This is a genomic window from Helicobacter sp. CLO-3 (genome assembly GCF_001854545.1).
In the GTDB taxonomy this organism is placed as follows: domain Bacteria; phylum Campylobacterota; class Campylobacteria; order Campylobacterales; family Helicobacteraceae; genus Helicobacter_B.
The window spans coordinates 1-17,647 of record NZ_MLQN01000001.1 but is presented as its reverse complement, the minus strand read 5'-3'; the positions used below and the strand labels follow the sequence as shown (position 1 = coordinate 17,647).

Here is a 17,647-nt window from a genome sequence, read left to right as displayed (position 1 = left end):
AAGCGATTATTCGCGCTAAAACGACACAAAATCAATAAAAGGAGCCTAGTATGAATATCTTATCCCGCTCGTTTAGGGAGTTTAAAGTCGCCTCTTGGGCGTTTTTCCACACGCAAGGTTTTTGGAAGTATTTTCTTATCGCCTTTAGCCTTTATGGCTTAGGGATTTTGAGCCTTATCCGCGCAGATGTGTATTATATCGATGATTTGAACCGCGCGATTATCGGCTATAAAGAGTGGGAGAATTTCTCGCGCTATATTAGCTGGTTTCTCTCTACCTTTATGCATATGGATTCTGTGCTGTCTGATGTTTCGCCGCTCACCCAACTTGTGGCGATTGCATTTTTAAGCTTTGCGAGCCTTATTTTGGTGTGGAGCATGCGCGAGGTTATTTGGAAAAATGAAGATTCTAATTGGGAATCTAGCGAGCTTCCTTACAAAAAGCGCCTAACCACACTTGGCATCATCGCTTCTATTCCGCTTGGGCTTTCGCCCTACTTCCTCGAGGAGCTATCCTTTAAATACGACTCGCCTTATATGGCGCTAAGCGTGCTTTTCAGCGTGATCCCTTTTGTGTTTATCCACCACATTCGCGCGTATATCCCGGTTTCCATTCTCTGCTCGCTTGGCATGTGTATGACTTATCAAGCAAGTAGCGGGATTGAAGTGATTTTGGTGCTATTTTTTGCGTTTTTGATGTTTAACCAAACAAATGCCGGCGTGAAAAAGGCTTTTACTTTTATAGGTGTTTCTGCGCTAAACTATATCATCGCGCTTAGCATTTTCAAATTTTTCATCATGCATGAAAACTCACATTCTCAAGCAAGCACCGCGATGCTAAAGGGCAGCGATTTGCTTAGTGGCTTTTTGCGAAATATGGATATGTATCTAAACTACCTTTGGAGCGACTTTGGCTTGGCAGGGGTGAAAATCTGCGTGCTGGCGTTGCTTGGGTTTTTTATCATATCTGCGATGTATCAAGCGCGGATAAATAAGATTCTCTCCCTCATCCTAGCTGTTGCGGTGCTAAGTATAGGAATCTGCTTGAGCTATGGCACCTATCTTGTGCTAGAGCAGCCGCTTACGCGCCCGCGTGCGTTTATCGGTATCGGCCTATTTGTCGCGGCGCTTAGCGTGTATGTGGTGAGTGCGTGGCGTGGCTGGGCGTATAAGCAAAAAGATCAATCCCGCACCAACTCCACGCGCTATGTTTCCCGCCCACTGCCTCAAAGGGCGTTTTATATTTTAAGCGCAGTGATTGTTGGCTTTTGCTCTTGGTCGATGGTGGTGTTTGCAAACTCCTATGGCAACGCACTTTCACAACAAAATGAATACCAAAAATTCCGCCTAACCGTGCTTCTGAATGATCTCGTAAATGCCACGCCACGCTATGCGGACGCGGATAATTATCTCTATCGTATCAAAGGCTGGGTGACAGCTTCGCCAGCACTTGAAAATGCTTCAAAACATTATCCGATAATGAAGCGCCTTGTGACGATTACGGACACCAAATACTGGGTAAGAACGGCGATGAAGCACTATGGCTGGGGCGAGGTGCCTGAAGAGCAGCTTAAAACTACGCCTGAAACAGAGGATTTTAACGCGCTCAAAGAAGATCCGCGCTGTGATCCAAAAACCGCCGGCAAGCGCCTAAAGCTAATCGATAATATCTATCATCGCATAGAGGTGTATCCGCACTGCGCTCTTATTGAGTTTAAAGGCAAAGAACGATATATACACGAATACGATCAAGAAATAAGAGAAGAGCAAGAAGCGCTCGAGCAAGAGGCTCTAGAAAAAGAAGCGCAGGCGCAAGCGGATCTAGAGCAGGCGGCGCAAAAGCCAGAATCTAAAAAATAGAATCCAAAAAACCAAAAGGCGCAAAGCCCAACCCAAACCACACAACAAAGGAGCAAACATGATAAAACTAGCGATAAATGGCACCGGGCGCATCGGGCTATGCACCGCGCGCATCATCGGGCAGCGAGATGACATCGAGCTTGTCGCGCTAAACTCCACAGCGCCCATCGATACGCTACTTCACCTGCTGCGATACGACTCTATCCATGGCAAATACGACGCGCACAAAATCGATGACAACACCCTACAAATCGACAAGCAAAAGCGCGTCAAAATCCTAAGCGACCGCGACCCTAGCGCGCTAGATTTTGGCGAGGCGCAAGGCGTGATAGAATGCACCGGCAAATTTAACTCCGCCGCCAAAGCAAGCGCACACATAAAAGGCAATGTCAAAAAAGTCATCATCTCCGCACCCGCCGAAGAGACGCCCACTTTTGTCTATGGTGTAAATGAGGCAAGCTACAAAGGCGAAAGCGTCATCTCAAACGCCTCTTGCACCACCAACTGCCTAGCACCCATCGCAAAAGTGCTAAACGACACCTATGGCATAGAATCTGCACTTATGACGACGATCCATAGCTATACAAACGACCAGAATCTGCTTGATGTCAAGCACAAAGATTTGCGCCGCGCGCGTGCCGCCGCACTTAGCATGATACCCACAAGCACGGGCGCTGCCAAAGCTGTGGCACTTGTCATCCCAGAGCTTGCCGGGAAGTTTAATGGCTACTCGATGCGCGTGCCAACGCCTGATGTAAGCCTCGTGGATCTAAGCGCAAATCTCACAAAGCCAGCTAGCAAAGATGAGATAAACGAGCTTTTCAGAAGCATGGCAAAAAAGCAGCCAAATATTTTCTATGTCGATGATGAGCAGTGCGTATCTAGCGATTTCATCGGCACGCCTTATAGCGCTATCATCGTGCCTGATAAAACCTCGATGATAGGCTCGCATTTCCTAAAAATCCTAGCATGGTATGACAATGAAATGGGCTATTCTACGCGGCTTGTGGATATGAGCGTATATGCGCTGACGCATTAATTAAACTTTTTGGGATTTTTGGGTTTTTGTGGCGTGATTTGGATTCTGGATTTTTGAGATTTTTAGATTCTAGAATCTAGATTCTGGCGCGCTTTTAATGTTTTGGCATTTTGGCGCAAGGCTAGATTTGAGCTTTGCGCGAATATTTAAGGGGGAAGGATGATTGTATTTGAGTCGTTTTATGATGAGGTGGATTCTGGGGATTTGGCGCTGGATTCTGGCGCGCCTGCTAGCCAAATAGACATAGAATCTATTTTTCGCGCCATAGCAAAAGAGCGCGATGAAGAGACAAGCGGATATTACAAACTCCCCTTTGATGAAAGCGCGATAAGCCAATCGCTCGCATACATCAAGCGCCACGAAGCGCATTTCTCGCGCATCAGCGATATAGTCGTTGTGGGCGTGGGCGGAAGCTCGCTTGGGCTTAGGGCGCTAGATTCTGCGCTTAGGGCGCGCTTTGGCGCGGCGGATTTTTGCACGACAAACGCCACTAAAGAATCCAGCAAATGGGAATCCGGCGACTTAGAATCCGGCAAATCAGAATCTAGCACACCAGAATCCAGCGCAAAAAACGCCAGCCAAAATATCGCACGCAACGCCACACAAAATACTACCCAAAACACCACACCCGCGCGCAACCTGCATTTCCTAGAGCACACCGACCCCTTTGAAAGTGCTAGAGTGCTAGCCCATATCGAGCGCATCGGCATCGAGCGCGCGCATTTCATCATCATCTCCAAATCCGGCACGACCATCGAGACCTCATCGTTGCTAAAATACCTCATCGCGCGCTATGACCTGCTAAAGCGCACAGAGCATATTTGCTGCATCACCGACTACGACTCGCCGCTGCTGCATTTCGCGCAAAAATGCGGTATCGAGGCGCTTTGCATCGATAAAAATGTGGGCGGTAGATTCTCGGTGCTTAGCCTTGTGGGCGTGCTGCCTTTGTGTCTGCTAGGATATGATGCTAAAGCCCTGCTGGAGGGCGCTAGAGCGATGATGGAGGGCTTTTTTGCTAGGCGCGAGGAGCATATTTTACGCAAAGCGCAGTTTTTGCTAGCGCACCAAAAATCGCTGCCTATGAGCGTGCTATTTGCCTATGGCAGCGTGTTTAGCGATATAAACAAATGGTTCGTGCAGCTTTGGGGCGAGAGCCTTGGCAAGCTTGATAAACATGGCAAGCACACCGGGCTTACGCCTATCGCGCTGGTGGGGAGCATCGATCAGCACTCGTTTTTGCAGCTCATCGTGCAGGGCGAGCGCGATAAGTTTGTGAGCTTTTTGTCATTGAAAGAGAGCGCGTGGGATGAGGCTGTAAATATAGAAACCAAAGGCGCAGAATCTAGAAAAGTGGATTCTGGCAAGGCGGATTCTGCGCTAGAATCTAAAGGCGCGGATTTGGCCAAAATAGATTCTAGCAAAGCGGATTCTGGCGCAAAATCTTTCAAAACAGATTCTAGCGACTTTATCATCCCGCCACTCTCCTTGCCCTTTTTAGAATCCACCGATTTTGTCAATGAGACGCCGTTTTTGCGCCTACTCAATATGCAAAAGCAAGCCACACAAGAGACGCTACAAAGCCAAAAAATCCCGCTAGATTCTATCACGCTAGATAGGCTTGATGAGTGGCATTTGGGCGCGCTGATTGCGTATTTTGAGCTGCTGACTTCATGCGTGGGTGCGGGGCTTTTGATAAACACTTACGATCAGCCCGGAGTCGAGTTTGGCAAAAAGCGCTTGAAAGAAATGTTTCACGACAAAAAGGCAGAATCCAAATGAGCCAAGCAGACAAAACACCGCAAAATGCGCCAGAATCCGCATTAGAATCCACACCAAGCGCGCGGAGTGAAACAATAGAGGGCGCAGCAAACCAGAATCTAGATTCTACCAAATCAGAATCTGCGCCAGCCGCTAAAGCAGGGCAAGCCACGCAAACCCCCAAAACCCCCCAAGTCCCCCAAACAAACCACCTCCGCATCCTCTTCCTAAGCGTCCTATACAGCGGCAAATCGCCCAAAGCACCCGGCACCGCAGGCAGCGTGTTAAGCGTATTTTTGGGCTTGCCGATTTTGTATTACTCCACGCAGACGCTATTTTTGCTAGCACTGCTGCTTGGCGCGCTGGCTATCCGCGCGATAGATAGGCACGAGCAAGAAGCCGGCATCCATGATGAAAGCTGGATAGTCATCGATGAGCTTGTGGGCGTGTGGGTGGCGATGGCGATGGCTGGGCTTAGCGTGCTTGGCGTGGCGCTAGCCCTCGTGCTTTTCCGCGTGTTTGACATCTGGAAGCCATCAATCATTGGCAAAATAGACCGCGATGTCAAAGGCGGGCTTGGCGTAGTGGGCGATGATTTTATCGCGGGGCTTGTCGCTGGTATCGCCTCTCTAGCGCTCATCGCGCTTTGCCGATACGCCAATATCCCGCTAAATCTTTGGCTGTTTTAGCGCGCTTGCGTTTTGTGTTTGCGTTTTTGGGCGCTTGGTTACAGATTTAGATTCTGCCCAAACCCAACCAGAATCTAATTTTATTTTCACACACGCATTTTTTATGCCAAATTATTTTTAGATTCTAGATTTTATTTTTAAGGATTTTTATGTCAAAAAAAGCATTGGTGCTAGGCGGTGGTGGCTCAAAAGGCGCGTATCAAGTGGGCGCGTATGAGGCGTTGCTAGAGCTTGGATTTAGCTTTGATATAGTTGTTGGCACTAGCATTGGTGCGCTAAATGGCGCACTCATCGCACAGGGCGATTTCCACAAAGCGCGCGGGCTATGGGAGCAAATAAGTGTCGAAAAAGTCATATCAAATGGGCTAAATCTCACGCATGATTTGGATTATTATTTTTCAAACACACAAAAAATCATGCCTTTTCTTAAATCCTACGCGCAGAATAAAGGCATGGATACCACGCCCCTGCAAGCGATAATGAGCAAATATCTAGACTGGGAGAGGCTAGAATCTTCACCCATAGATTTTGGCCTTGTCACGCTTGAAGTCCCAAGCCTCACGCCCCATGAAGTGCGCAAAAGCGAGATACAAAAAGACCTGCTCACACTTTGGGTGCTAGCCTCCGCGTCTTGCTTCCCGGCATTTCCGATATGCGAGTTTGGCGGCAAAAGCTTCATCGATGGCGGATATTATGACAATGTGCCTATTGATTTTGCCTTCAAAATGGGCACGGAGAGCGTCATCGCCGTGTCGCTAAACCCAGAGTTTGAAAGCCGCTACGACACAAACCCGCTAGTCACGCACATCAAGCCCTCAAGCTACCTAGGCACAATGCTAGACTTCGAGCCAGCCGCCATCGCGCAAAACATAAGGCTTGGCTACATCGAGACACTGCGCGCTTTTGGCAGGCTCAAAGGGCGCAAATACTGCTTCGCAAAAGACAGCATCGATAGCGCGCTAGAGTCCAAAATACTGACACTCATCCGACAAATCCTAGCCCAAGAGCTCAGCAAAAACTACTCGCCTTCCACCATCACAGCAAGGCTTGGCGCACAGCTGGCAAACACCGGCTTAATCTCTAAAATCACCTCACAAACGCCATTTTGCGACAGGCTGCTAAGCCTTGCCAATTTCCACAAAGCCCCAAAAGTAGGCTGGGAGGATGTGCTATTTTTGCTCGCAGAATCCTACATGGAGATCTGCCAATACGAGCGCACCAAAATATGGGATATGCGCGAGGTTTTGGCAAAGGCTAGCGCGCATTTTGAAAGCGGCGAGTTTGGCAAGGTGCTAGAATCTAGCGCTGGAGGCTTGGCTGGCGGCAAAGTGGATTCTAGCGCAGAATCCAGCACACAAATAGCGACAAATCAAGCGGGCGCAAAGGCTAGCAAAAAGAGCAATGAAAAAGCCTATGAAAAAACCCAAGAAAAAACTCAAGAGAAGTCCGGCGAAAAAGGCGCGCTAGATTTTATGCTAGATATGATGGCTGGAATGGCAGGCGGGGCGAAGTTTTCGCATTTCAAAAAGCAGCTTTTAGACTACAAGCCAAACGCTGATTTGCTAGATGACAAAAGCGCCCCCATAAGTGCCTGCGTCCTCCTCGAACTCATGCTAAATATCTAGATTCTTGTTTTACTTCCAGATTCTGCAAATATTGCTATGCCAACGCGATAATTTCAATCTCATTTTGCAATTACATAAACAAAGGGCGCCCACCAAAGCCAAAAATGCGACAATAAAATAAAATACAAAATCCAATAATAAAGCACCAAAATCTATGCGTTACTTTTACATTTGACGTGCTATTTTTTCTTCACTAGCGAGTGGAGTATTTCTAGCGCGATGGGGAGCTTCGTGAAGCCATCAGAGTCCATAAAATGTCCGCCTTTCGCCACTTTTGTGAGCTCTGCGTCTATCGCGCGCGCTAGATTCTCGCTCCATTTCACAGGCACGATTTCATCATCATCAGCCGCCAGCACCGCCCTTTTGCGCGCTGTGGCGATGATTTGCTCCGCTTGCAAAGGCGCTTTGGTAAAATCATCAATCTCTGGCAGTATCGGCAGCGGCTCGTAGAATCCAGCCACGCACAAAATCCCGCCGATGCGCGTGCTGGTATCTTGCGCGCGCATGGATTCTAGCGCCCTAAGCGTGGCGATGCAGCCTAAGCTATGCGCGACAAAATAGCTCTCCTCATCGATGCTGCCAAGCCCTCGCATCGCTTCTTGTATGGCTAGTATCCACTCATCGACTTTGGGCGCGCTTGGCGTGGGGAGGGCTGGGATATCGACGATAGCGCCTTCCTCACGCAATTTGCCAGCGAGCCAAGCGAACCAATTTTTGCGCGGATGCGAGTCAAAACCATGTATGATGCAAATCTTTTTGCCCTCCAGCAAAGGCGCGGCAGAATCTAGTGAGGCGTCTGATAATCTAGCCATAATCGCGAGTCCTTCAATAAAAATACAAAAAATCAAGCAAATAATAGCAAAGTAGCGCAGAATCTGCTATAAAAATCTCAAAAAATGCAGAATCCAAAGGGCAAACAAGCACCGCGTGATGCCAAAATGAGCTAGCAAAGCTTGCAGCAAAAGCAAAAACTACGCAAATCTAAAAAGTCCAAAAAGTAGGGGCAGAAGCGATGCATAGAAGTAAGGGGTAGAGGCGATGGATAGAAGTAGAGGATAGAAGCGATGGATAAAAACGAGGCGAGCTAAAGCGATTTGAAAATCAAAAACGCACAAAGCCCAAAACAAAAAAACCAAAAAACAAAACAAAAGGCAGAATCCAAGAGCAGTTACTTAGTGAGTAGTTGCTTGGATAAGCAGTGCTTAGTGGCGCTTAGCAGGATTCTAGGCGCGCTTGCGCTTATGTTAGCTTATTTAGCCCTCTTTTGCTTGGCGCTTTTGCTACCCAGAATCTAGATTCTAGATATTGCGTCAGCCACTCTGCAAAATCTGCAAAGCTACGAGCACTACAAGCAACTCATAAGCCACAGGTAGCCCATGAACCACAAGCGACTACGAGACTACACAAGCGCATTGCAAGCATCGCGAGCATATCTAGCGTGTAACGCACCAAATGGCGCGATTTCAATGCCTTGCGTATCGGCTACATCTGGCGCATTTTCGCATTTCGCGTGCTTCACAAGCTACACGCATTTACACAAGACGCCTGCACACAAGCACGCACTTAGCGCAAACGCACATCAAATACAAACGCGCATCCAGCAAGCCGCCAGCGCGCCGCCACCAAAAAGCTTGGCGCTTATTTGCGCGGATTTGCCTCATTTACGCGAAGTTTTCTTCCCATAAACTCTGTATTGTCCAATGCGCTAATAGCCTCTAGCGCGCTCGCATCTTCCATTTCTACAAAGCCAAAACCTTTAGCCCTGCCAGTGTCGCGGTCGCTGATAAGTTTCACGGAATTTACCGCACCAAACTTACCAAAAAGCTCCATCATATCCTCGTTTGTCGTAGAGTATGGAAGATTGCCAACATAAATACTTTTCACCTTAAATCTCCAAAAATAGATTCTCCAAAATGCGGCAATGAGATAGCTCACAAAGTCTCGGAGAATCTATGCAGGCTTAAGCTCAAAGTTACAATTAGAAGTGCTTAATCATAGGCTTTTTGTGCTTAAAGTTTATTGAAACCCCCGCGCGCTCAAGCGATGATTATTCGTTTCTAAGCACGCTTAGCGCATCAATTTGCGAAGCCTTTTTGGCGGGGTAGTAGGATGATAGGCACACGATGATGATAGCGCCCAAAATAGTCGCGCCAAAATCAAACGCAGACAAATCCAAAGGCAGCTGGCTTGTGCCATACACATCCGCAGGCAGGCTGATGATAGGGAAAGTCGCTAGAATCCACATCGCCACAAATGACAGCACCACGCCAAGCACGATGCCACCAAGCCCGATAGTAACGCCTAGCAAGAAAAATGTCTTTTTCACCTCTTGTTTGCTAGCGCCCATGCTAAGCAATAGCGCGATTTCTTTGCGCCGATTCATCACAACCATTAACAGCGAGCTTATGATATTGAGGCTTGCCATGAGGATGATAAGCATCAGCACGATGAAAAGCACCTGCTTTTCTAGATCCATCGCCGCAAAGAGATTGGCATTTTTCTGCCACCAGCCTTCAAGCGCAGCATTCACACCTATCTCGCGCAGATATTCACGCAGCGCCTCGATATCTTTCATCGGCTCTTTTGATGCGATATGCACGCCATCGTAGAATCCATTATCGATGTTTTTTATCCGTGCGAGCGCATCAAGGCTCGTATACATATACGCGCTATCATACGCGCCGATCCCCGAGCTAAACTCGCCTTGTAGATTAAATCGCTTCATCACAGGGCTTAGCACCAGTCCGGTGGGCTCAAGCTTGGTAAAATACAGCGTGATTTTATCGCCATGCTCCAAAAAATTCGCCCTAGCCACGCTTTCACCGATGATGATAGAGAATCTATCCGCTTCCAAGCGCTCTAAGGTGCCGCTAGATTCTATAGCTTTGGCATACACGGAGTTTATCCGTGCCTCGCGCGCCGGATCCACGCCAAAGACTATAGCCGCCTCCATCGTGTCATTTATCCGCGAGACGGCTTGCGTGTAGAGATAGGGGCTGAAGGTGAAGTTGGGAAATCTAGATTCTAGCTGCTGCAAGGTTGCATCCGTGATGCCGCGCCTATCGAGCGGATACATCGTCAGCGGATAGCTCATCACAAAAAGCCGCTTTTCAAACTCTTTGCTCATGCCATTCATGATAGCCATCGCGACGATGAGCACCATCACGCCTATGCCAATGCCTAGAAATGCCAAAATCGCGGTGATAGAAATAAATGGCTGGCTTCTATCAAAGCGCAAAAAGCGCTTGTGGAGGAAGGAGACGATGCTTTGGGTGGGGGTATTTTGGTGATGTTTGGGTTGTGGCGCGGTTTGCGTGGCTTGTGCGTTATGTGTGCTTTTTGTGGGTCGCGCGGCTTGGGTATTTTTGGCGTTGTGCGCGCTTTGGGCGGAAGTAGATTCTGCGATATTTGCGCTATTTTGGCTTGTTTTGCTTATTTTGTTTGTTTGGCCTGATGTGTTATTTTTTTTGTTATGTATCATAACCGCTCCGATTATTTGTTATGTTTCTGTAAGTTTCGCGCGGTTTGGATTCTAAGCGCGCCAAACAAATATGGCAAAATCTAGATTCTGCGCTCAATTAAGCCAAATCGCGCCCAAATCGCACTAGAATCTAAATCAAGATTCTAGCAAATCCAAAAGCCCACAAATCTAGATTCTGTGATTTAGCCAAAAAGCAAAAATCATTAAAATAACGCGCCAGTAACAAGCAAAAACCAGAATCTAATTCGCCAGCATACCCTTTTTTGGTCCGCTTCTGCCATGGCAAAGCTTGTATTTTTTGCCACTTCCACAAGGGCATGGATCATTGCGCGATACCTTTTTGCCGCCGCTCACGCCACCAGCCGCGCCAAAATTCGCACCACCAGAGCCACCGCGCGCCATACCAAAATCCTCCACCTCTAGATTCTCCTCTATCGCCTCTTTGTTTGTCACAAGCTCCGCGCTTGGCGTCTCGAGATCGCTTATTATCTCTTGTGTTTGCTCCGCAGAGTCTCTGTCATCTTGCAGCTGGATGTATTGCAGCATTTTTGCCGCTTGGATTTTTATGGATTCTATCAGCTCCATGAAAAGGTTGTAGCTTTCTTTTTTGTATTCGACAAGCGGGTCTTTTTGGTTATACCCGCGCAGCCCGATGCCTGTTTTTAGCGTATCCATCGCATACAAATGCTCGCGCCACATATTATCCAAAATCTGCAGATAAATGATGCGCTCTATCTCATTGCGCTGCTGTGCGGTGATAGGCGACATTTTGTCTTCATACGCTTTTTCTAGCTTGCTTTGGAGGCACTCTTGCAGATTCTCATCGCTAGATTCTATGGATTCTAGCTCTTGCGCGCTTATCTCAAAGCCAAAATCCTCTTTCAGCACCGCCGAAAGCGCATCGAAATCATACTCGATAGAATCCTGCGCCTGCGCCTTTTCCATAGTGCTAGCAAGTGCTAGGGCGCGGTTATCACGCACGCGCTCACTCATATCATAATCAGGCGTCAGCAACTCATCGCGAAATTTATACACGCTTTTGCGCTGCTCATTTGCCACATCATCATACTCTAGCAAATGTTTGCGCGACTCAAAATGCAGATTCTCCACCTTTTTTTGCGCGTTTTGCACGGAGCGCGTGACGAGGCTGGATTCTATATGTTCGCCATCTTTTAGCCCTAGCCGCTCCATGATACCCTTTAGCTTATCACTGCCAAATATCCTCAAAAGCGCATCTTCAAGGCTTAGATAAAACTGGCTAGTTCCGGGATCGCCCTGCCGCCCCGCGCGCCCGCGCAGCTGGTTGTCTATCCGCCTGCTTTCATGCCGCTCGGTGCCTATGATATATAGCCCCCCAAGCTCTTTTATCTCATCTGTGAGCTTGATATCCACGCCGCGCCCCGCCATATTTGTAGCGATAGTCACAGCGCCCTTCACACCGGCATCTTTGATGATCTCTGCTTCTTTGGTGTGCTGTTTGGCGTTTAGCACTGTGTGAGGGATGCGCTCTTTTTTCAAAAGCTCATGCAAAACCTCGCTTTTTTCGATACTCGCCGTCCCTACGAGCACCGGCTGCCCTTTGGCGTGCAGCTCTTTTATTTTGCCAATCACTGCTTGGAATTTCTCGCGCTCGGATTTGTAGATGAGATCGTTTAGATCTTTTCGCATTATGGGGACATTGGTAGGTATGGAGATGACTTCTAGGTTATAAATCTGCAAAAACTCTGTCGCCTCTGTCTGCGCTGTGCCCGTCATCCCAGCGAGCTTATCATAAAGGCGGAAGTAGTTTTGGAAAGTGATGTCTGCTAGCGTTTGGCTTTCTTCTTTTATTTTGACACCTTCTTTTGCCTCTATGGCTTGGTGCAGCCCCTCGCTAAAGCGCCGCCCTTCACTTAGCCTGCCGGTAAATTCATCGACTATCACCACCTCGCCCTCTTGCACAACATAGTCTTTGTCTTTGGCAAAAAGATAGTTTGCCTTCAGTGCTTGGTCTAGGTGGTGGGATAGCGCGGCATTTTCGATGCTATAGAGATTCTCCACGCCAAAGAGCTCTTCGGCTTTTTTGATACCAGATTCTGTGATGAGGATCACGCGATTTTTTTCATCGATGCTAAAATCCTCTTGCGCGCGCATTTTTTTAGCGATGCTATCTGCACTCTGATAGCTCTCCATCTTGCGACTCACGGGTCCAGAGATGATAAGCGGCGTGCGCGCCTCATCTATCAATATAGAATCCACCTCATCGATGATGGCATAGGCATGGTGCTTTTGCACTTTGGATTCTAAGTCGTATTTCATATTATCGCGCAGATAGTCAAATCCAAACTCATTATTCGTGCCATAGACAATATCGCTAGCATACGCGCTAAGCCGCTCGGCATCATTTTTCAGCGCTCCAGTGATGATGCCTACGCTAAATCCTAGGAAATTATACAGCGGCGACATCTCATTGGCATCGCGGTTTGCTAGGTAGTCATTCACCGTCACGACATGCACGCCCTTGCCATTTAGCGCGTTTAGACACACAGCAAGCGTGGCGACAAGCGTCTTGCCCTCGCCCGTTTTCATCTCAGCGATACGCCCATCATTTAGCACCATACCACCGATAAGCTGCACATCAAAATGCCGCATGTTAAGCGTGCGCACGCTCGCCTCACGCGTGATAGCAAAGCTATCCTCTAGCACAGAATCCAGACTCGCGCCATTTGCCACCTGCTCTTTTAGCGCAGCAAATCGCTCCTTCAGCTCATCATCGCTCAATGCTTTGTAAGTGGATTCTAGCGCGTTTATCGCGTCAGCGCGTTTTTTGTATTTGCGGATAAGTTTGTCATTGCGTGTGCCAAAAATAGATAAAAACATCAAAAGACCTTTTTTGTGTAGTTTGCGTTGGTGGGGCAAATCGGCGCTATATAGGCACTTTGGGCGCTTGGCATATGCTTGCAAGGTGCTCTGCATTAAGTGCTTTGTGGGCGCCTTGCAAGGTGCTTGCGAGGTGCTTTGCAGCGCGCCTTGCTTGCTTTTTGCTTTTGGTGCTATTGAGCGCTTTTGCTTTGTCTGCGTTTGTTTTGCATGCGCTTTGTGCTTATTTTGCAACTTGCTTTGCGCTTGCGCGCGTGGATTCAAGCGCATTTCAGCAGGGCATTATATTGCAAATAATGTAAAAATGTCTTTAAGCCTCACAACCCAAGCAAAAAGCATTTGCTTTACAGAAATATTTGGTTGTTGTAAGTAAAATTTGCCTACAAATTTTAGTAAAGCGAGTTTGACGATAACAAACCAAGAATCCAAAAATAAAAGTCTAGATTCTAGTGCTAAGTGCAAACCTTGCCAAAAATACAAGCTAGCGCCAAGCGCACGCACTATCCAAAGCACAAAGCCCGCGCCAAAGTCGTATGAAGCTACCAAAAACGCAATCCTCGCGCTAAAACACAAGCACTATCCAAAAGCGCAGAATCTGCCAAAAACACGAGCTTTGCAAAAATCGCGCGCCTTACCCATTCACGCTATCTAGGCTCTTTTTCATATCGATGACGATGCGGAAATCCGCCTTGCCAGCAGCGACTTTTTGATAAGCCTCATCGAGTTTATCCGCTGTGATTATCTCCACTTTTGGATATATGCCATTTTTCACGGAGAAATCCAGCATCTCTTGCGTCTCTTTGATACCGCCGATGAGTGAGCTATAGATTTTGCGGCGGAAGCTCCAAATCATCGCGTTGCTATCAAGCTTTGGCGCATCAGCATGGCTTGGCAAGCCCACTATCGCCATCTCGCCATACATTTTTAGCATTTGTTGATAGGCGTTGATGTCGTATTGATAGGGGATGGTCGAGATGATGAAGTCAAACTCATCTTTGATGCTGCCAAACTCCGCCTTGTCATTGACATCGACGAAGCGTTTCGCGCCAAGCGCTAGCACCGCATCCTTTTTGCTAGCTACGATGTCAAACGCCGTGACCTCAGCACCTAGGGCTACCATGTATTTCACCGCCATATGCCCTAGTCCGCCCACGCCCGCGACAGCGACTTTATCGCCCTTTTTTACCTTGCTAAATCGTATGGGCGAATAAGTCGTGATGCCAGCGCAAAGCAGTGGTGCTACTTTTTCAATTTGTGCGGTTTTTGGGACTTTGATAGCAAATTTTTCGCTCACGACATAGTTGCTAGAATACCCGCCCATCGTGATTTCACCATCATGGAAGACATCGTTACTATTGTAGGTGAAGACAGTTTTGCCATTGGTGCAAAACTGCTCTTCGCTGCGCTTGCACGCCTCGCACTCCCCGCAAGAATCCACCATACAGCCAATCCCTGCATAATCGCCGACTTTGAATTTTTTCACCTTGCTGCCTACCGCGCGCACGACGCCAGCTATCTCGTGTCCGGGCACCATAGGGTAGCGCGGCAAGCCGTGATCGCCTTTTAGCGCGTGCAAATCACTATGGCAAATCCCTGCGTAGAGGATTTCTATCAATATGTCGTTTTCGCCCATGGCGTGGCGGCTGAAGCGCACAGGGGAGAATCGCCAATCGCCACTAGATGCGTAGCCATAGGCAGGGATGCGTTCGTTTGCCTTCGCCGCGCTTAGCATGCGCTCTTGCTCGGCTGCGTGCTTGGTGGCTGTGCTAGCTGGTGTGGGCGTTGTGGCGGTGGTGTTGGCGTTTATACTGCTGGCGGTGTTGGTGCTGTTTGTAGCGCTTGCGCTGTTTGCACTGCCTGCGCTGTTTGTGTTATTTGCATTGCTCGCGGTGGTTTTGCGCGCGGATTCTGCTTTGGCAGCTTGCAGGGGTGAGAATTGGCTAAGTGTAGCGATGCCTGCGAGTGCTGCGCCTCCGACTTTGGCGCTTGTCTTGATAAACGCCCTTCTGCTTTCATTTTTCATGATGACTCCTTTGGATTTGATACAAATGCCAAAATGCGCGCAAAGCCAAAGAAATTGAGAAAAAAGAAAAATTGAGAAAAAAGCGAGATTGGGAAAGAAGCAAGATTTGAGAAATTATGATAAAGGCTAGAATCTAGATTCTAGGTATCGCAGAATCTAGGCTTGCAAATCTTTGATTTTGCATTGTGGATTCTGCTTTTGGATGCTGTGGATTTTGGATTCTAGATTCTGAATTCTAGATTTTGGATTCCGCCTCTAGATTTTTTGCTTTCTTTTGGGTTTAAGCGTCCCCTTTCATTCCCCTTTCTTTTTCTCTTGGGGGCTTGTGTTTTCTCTTTTCCTTTCCTCTTTGGTTTGGGTTTGGTTTGGGCTTTCTCTCCCTCTTTCTTTTTAGCCTTGCTGCCAAATGGTATTTGATGTTTTGAATTATAAAGGATGATAGTAGCTATCTATCAAGAGCAAAATGTAAAAAAGCATACAGAATCCCAAAAAAATAATTTAGACAAATCAAGCATTAGAAGAAAGGTGGCATTTGGTTTTCAGATTTTAAAAACTGCCTTACGATTTTCATTCTCTGGATTACTCCTCTATGCTCGTAATGATGACAAGATATAGCCCTAGAATTTGAGCAATGTGCGTTTTGGCTTCACACAAACGCGCCAAAACGCGCCTTTAAAATACCCCTACTCTTTTGGTATCTCTTTGATGATTCTAGCGGGGTTGCCGGCGACTATGACGCCGCTTGGCACATCTTTTGTCACGACAGCGCCAGCGCCGATGATGCTACCCTCGCCGATACTCACGCCCGCGCACACCGTCGCGCCCACGCCCATCCACACGCGAGCGCCGATATTTATGGGCTTGCAGTAGGTGATGCTGCGCTTGTGCGGCTGCAAGTCGTGGTTGATGGTGACGAGATTGACGCGCGGGCCGATGAAGCACTCATCGCCGATATTTATCCCGCCGCGATCCATAAAAGTGCAGTTTTGGTTGATAAACACGCCCTTGCCAAGCCGAATATTGCGCCCAAAATCCGTGTAAAATGGCGGCAGAATCCAGCAGCTCTCATCCACGCGCGCGCCAAAAAGCTCGCTCAAAATCTCGCGCGCGGATTCTGGGCTGTGGTAGCCGGTGTTTAGCTTGGCGATGAGTTTTTGGGCGTTGTGGATGATTTCTAGGATTTGGTGAAAATCCTTTTCCTTAGAATCTACCAGCAGCCCCGCTAAATCGCGCGCGAAAATATCCATTTGGCTCGCATCTTGTTGTTTTATGTCTTGCTGTTTTGCGCCTCGTTGTTTTGCATTTTGCGCCACCTTAGCAGATTTTGCATTATGTGTTGATTTCATAAAAACTCCTTGTGGTAAAATAAAATGCGATTATAAAGGATGATAGTAGCTATCTGTCAAGAGGTAAAAGTAAAATATGGAAGCAAAAGCAATTTTATCTTTATGGTTTTTATATTTTCCAAGTCTTGCAAAACTTAGATTCTAGCCAAAGCGCGAGAATCTACCCACGAGAATCTACCAACGAAAATCAGCCAAAGCTCTACCAAATGAAATCCGCCAAACAGATTCTGCAAGATAGATTCTAGAGCAATCGCGCGCACAAAAATCCATAATCTAGAATACTAAATATTACTGTTGCACAACTTAATATTGTCATCTGTAAAAATTTTAAATATTAATTTTTTAAATTTTACACCCATAATCTGTCATGTTTACGATGCTTTTAGCTGTTGTTTTTTAACGCGCCAACATTTTTTAATATTCGTTTGGTCTTTTTTAGAATTTTATATAATCTTGGAGCGAAGTATGCAATTCTTACGCTATTGTCAACTTTTTGCATATAAGGCTTTAGTGGTTTTAGTAGCTCTCTAGTGTGGCGTGGGTTTTCATCATAGTACAAGCTTCTAAATGCCTCATTCGCATGATTTATAATAAAATATTTTATTTTATCCTTAAGTGGAGTGTTTGATAGCGTTCCTATGAAATCAATAAGCCCCACACATACATATAAATATGAATAATGCATGTAGTAAAATTTATAAGAAGATCTTTGTTTTAGCGCAAATACCATATCTGTAAGGCTAGATGAATAAGTAAGTAACGGAGAATTTTCAGTTATATCGTGCTCACAACCAGATCCCGAGCGAATACGATGAATAACCAATTGCTTATTTAATATTTTGATTTGTTTTGCTTTGGCAAAAAGTATTATACCAAATGGGGTATCTTCAGCATGTATCGTAGGGTAAAATCTTAAGTTATTAAGTAGATTAATGTTAAACATGCCTTCCCATCCCCAATGAAAC

General features: G+C 47.1%; 14 protein-coding genes. 6 read left to right on the top strand and 8 right to left on the bottom strand.

The features are described 5' to 3' along the window. The first annotated feature begins 50 nt into the window (after window positions 1-50). From BKN38_RS00070 to BKN38_RS00050, 5 genes are all read left to right on the top strand, one after another. The gene (locus tag BKN38_RS00070) at window positions 51-1,859 is read left to right on the top strand and encodes a glucosyltransferase domain-containing protein (protein WP_066457241.1); all 1,809 of its coding nucleotides are present in this window, start codon (window positions 51-53) and stop codon (window positions 1,857-1,859) included. 58 nt (window positions 1,860-1,917) lie between these two features. Continuing rightward, entirely contained in the window at window positions 1,918-2,898 is a 981-nt protein-coding gene (gap, locus tag BKN38_RS00065) for a type I glyceraldehyde-3-phosphate dehydrogenase (protein ID WP_066457239.1), read from the top strand. A 159-nt stretch (window positions 2,899-3,057) separates the two neighbouring features. After that, complete coding sequence (locus BKN38_RS00060; RefSeq protein WP_066457230.1) at window positions 3,058-4,680, top strand: hypothetical protein; 1,623 nt, start codon at window positions 3,058-3,060, stop codon at window positions 4,678-4,680. 197 nt (window positions 4,681-4,877) lie between these two features. Next, window positions 4,878-5,348 (top strand): phosphatidylglycerophosphatase A, encoded by a 471-nt coding sequence (locus BKN38_RS00055; protein WP_066457334.1) that lies wholly within the window; start codon window positions 4,878-4,880, stop codon window positions 5,346-5,348. A gap of 149 nt (window positions 5,349-5,497) precedes the next feature. Further along, the gene (locus BKN38_RS00050) at window positions 5,498-6,973 is read left to right on the top strand and encodes a patatin-like phospholipase family protein (protein WP_066457227.1); all 1,476 of its coding nucleotides are present in this window, start codon (window positions 5,498-5,500) and stop codon (window positions 6,971-6,973) included. Window positions 6,974-7,152: 179 nt separating this feature from the next. Here the strand turns inward: BKN38_RS00050 and BKN38_RS00045 are convergent, their stop codons facing one another. From BKN38_RS00045 to secA, 4 genes are all read right to left on the bottom strand, one after another. Continuing rightward, window positions 7,153-7,785: an alpha/beta hydrolase gene (locus tag BKN38_RS00045; protein WP_066457225.1), complete on the bottom strand. Its 633-nt coding sequence runs from the start codon at window positions 7,783-7,785 to the stop codon at window positions 7,153-7,155. Window positions 7,786-8,611: 826 nt separating this feature from the next. Next, window positions 8,612-8,857 (bottom strand): RNA-binding protein, encoded by a 246-nt coding sequence (locus tag BKN38_RS00035; RefSeq protein WP_066457221.1) that lies wholly within the window; start codon window positions 8,855-8,857, stop codon window positions 8,612-8,614. Between the two features lie 163 nt (window positions 8,858-9,020). Further along, on the bottom strand, window positions 9,021-10,454 hold the full coding sequence (locus BKN38_RS00030; RefSeq protein WP_082942622.1) for an FtsX-like permease family protein: 1,434 nt from the start codon (window positions 10,452-10,454) through the stop codon (window positions 9,021-9,023). Between the two features lie 240 nt (window positions 10,455-10,694). Next, window positions 10,695-13,313: a preprotein translocase subunit SecA gene (secA, locus tag BKN38_RS00025; RefSeq protein ID WP_066457323.1), complete on the bottom strand. Its 2,619-nt coding sequence runs from the start codon at window positions 13,311-13,313 to the stop codon at window positions 10,695-10,697. A 403-nt stretch (window positions 13,314-13,716) separates the two neighbouring features. Between secA and BKN38_RS00020 the strand changes: the two genes are divergently transcribed. Continuing rightward, on the top strand, window positions 13,717-13,965 hold the full coding sequence (locus tag BKN38_RS00020) for a hypothetical protein (RefSeq protein WP_066457220.1): 249 nt from the start codon (window positions 13,717-13,719) through the stop codon (window positions 13,963-13,965). On the opposite strand, the gene BKN38_RS00015 is transcribed toward BKN38_RS00020, so the two are convergent. The 4 genes from BKN38_RS00015 to BKN38_RS00005 form a co-directional block, all read right to left on the bottom strand. Further along, window positions 13,945-15,045: an NAD(P)-dependent alcohol dehydrogenase gene (locus tag BKN38_RS00015; protein WP_066457321.1), complete on the bottom strand. Its 1,101-nt coding sequence runs from the start codon at window positions 15,043-15,045 to the stop codon at window positions 13,945-13,947. The two genes, BKN38_RS00020 and BKN38_RS00015, sit on opposite strands and share 21 nt — an antisense overlap. A gap of 974 nt (window positions 15,046-16,019) precedes the next feature. Further along, a complete protein-coding gene (locus BKN38_RS00010; RefSeq protein WP_233712836.1) occupies window positions 16,020-16,682 on the bottom strand; it encodes a sugar O-acetyltransferase in 663 nt (220 codons plus the stop codon). 134 nt (window positions 16,683-16,816) lie between these two features. Continuing rightward, window positions 16,817-16,942: a hypothetical protein gene (locus BKN38_RS11545; protein WP_256325494.1), complete on the bottom strand. Its 126-nt coding sequence runs from the start codon at window positions 16,940-16,942 to the stop codon at window positions 16,817-16,819. A gap of 122 nt (window positions 16,943-17,064) precedes the next feature. After that, window positions 17,065-17,647 (bottom strand): hypothetical protein (locus tag BKN38_RS00005; RefSeq protein ID WP_070957629.1); only part of this gene is annotated, 583 nt, incomplete at its 5' end.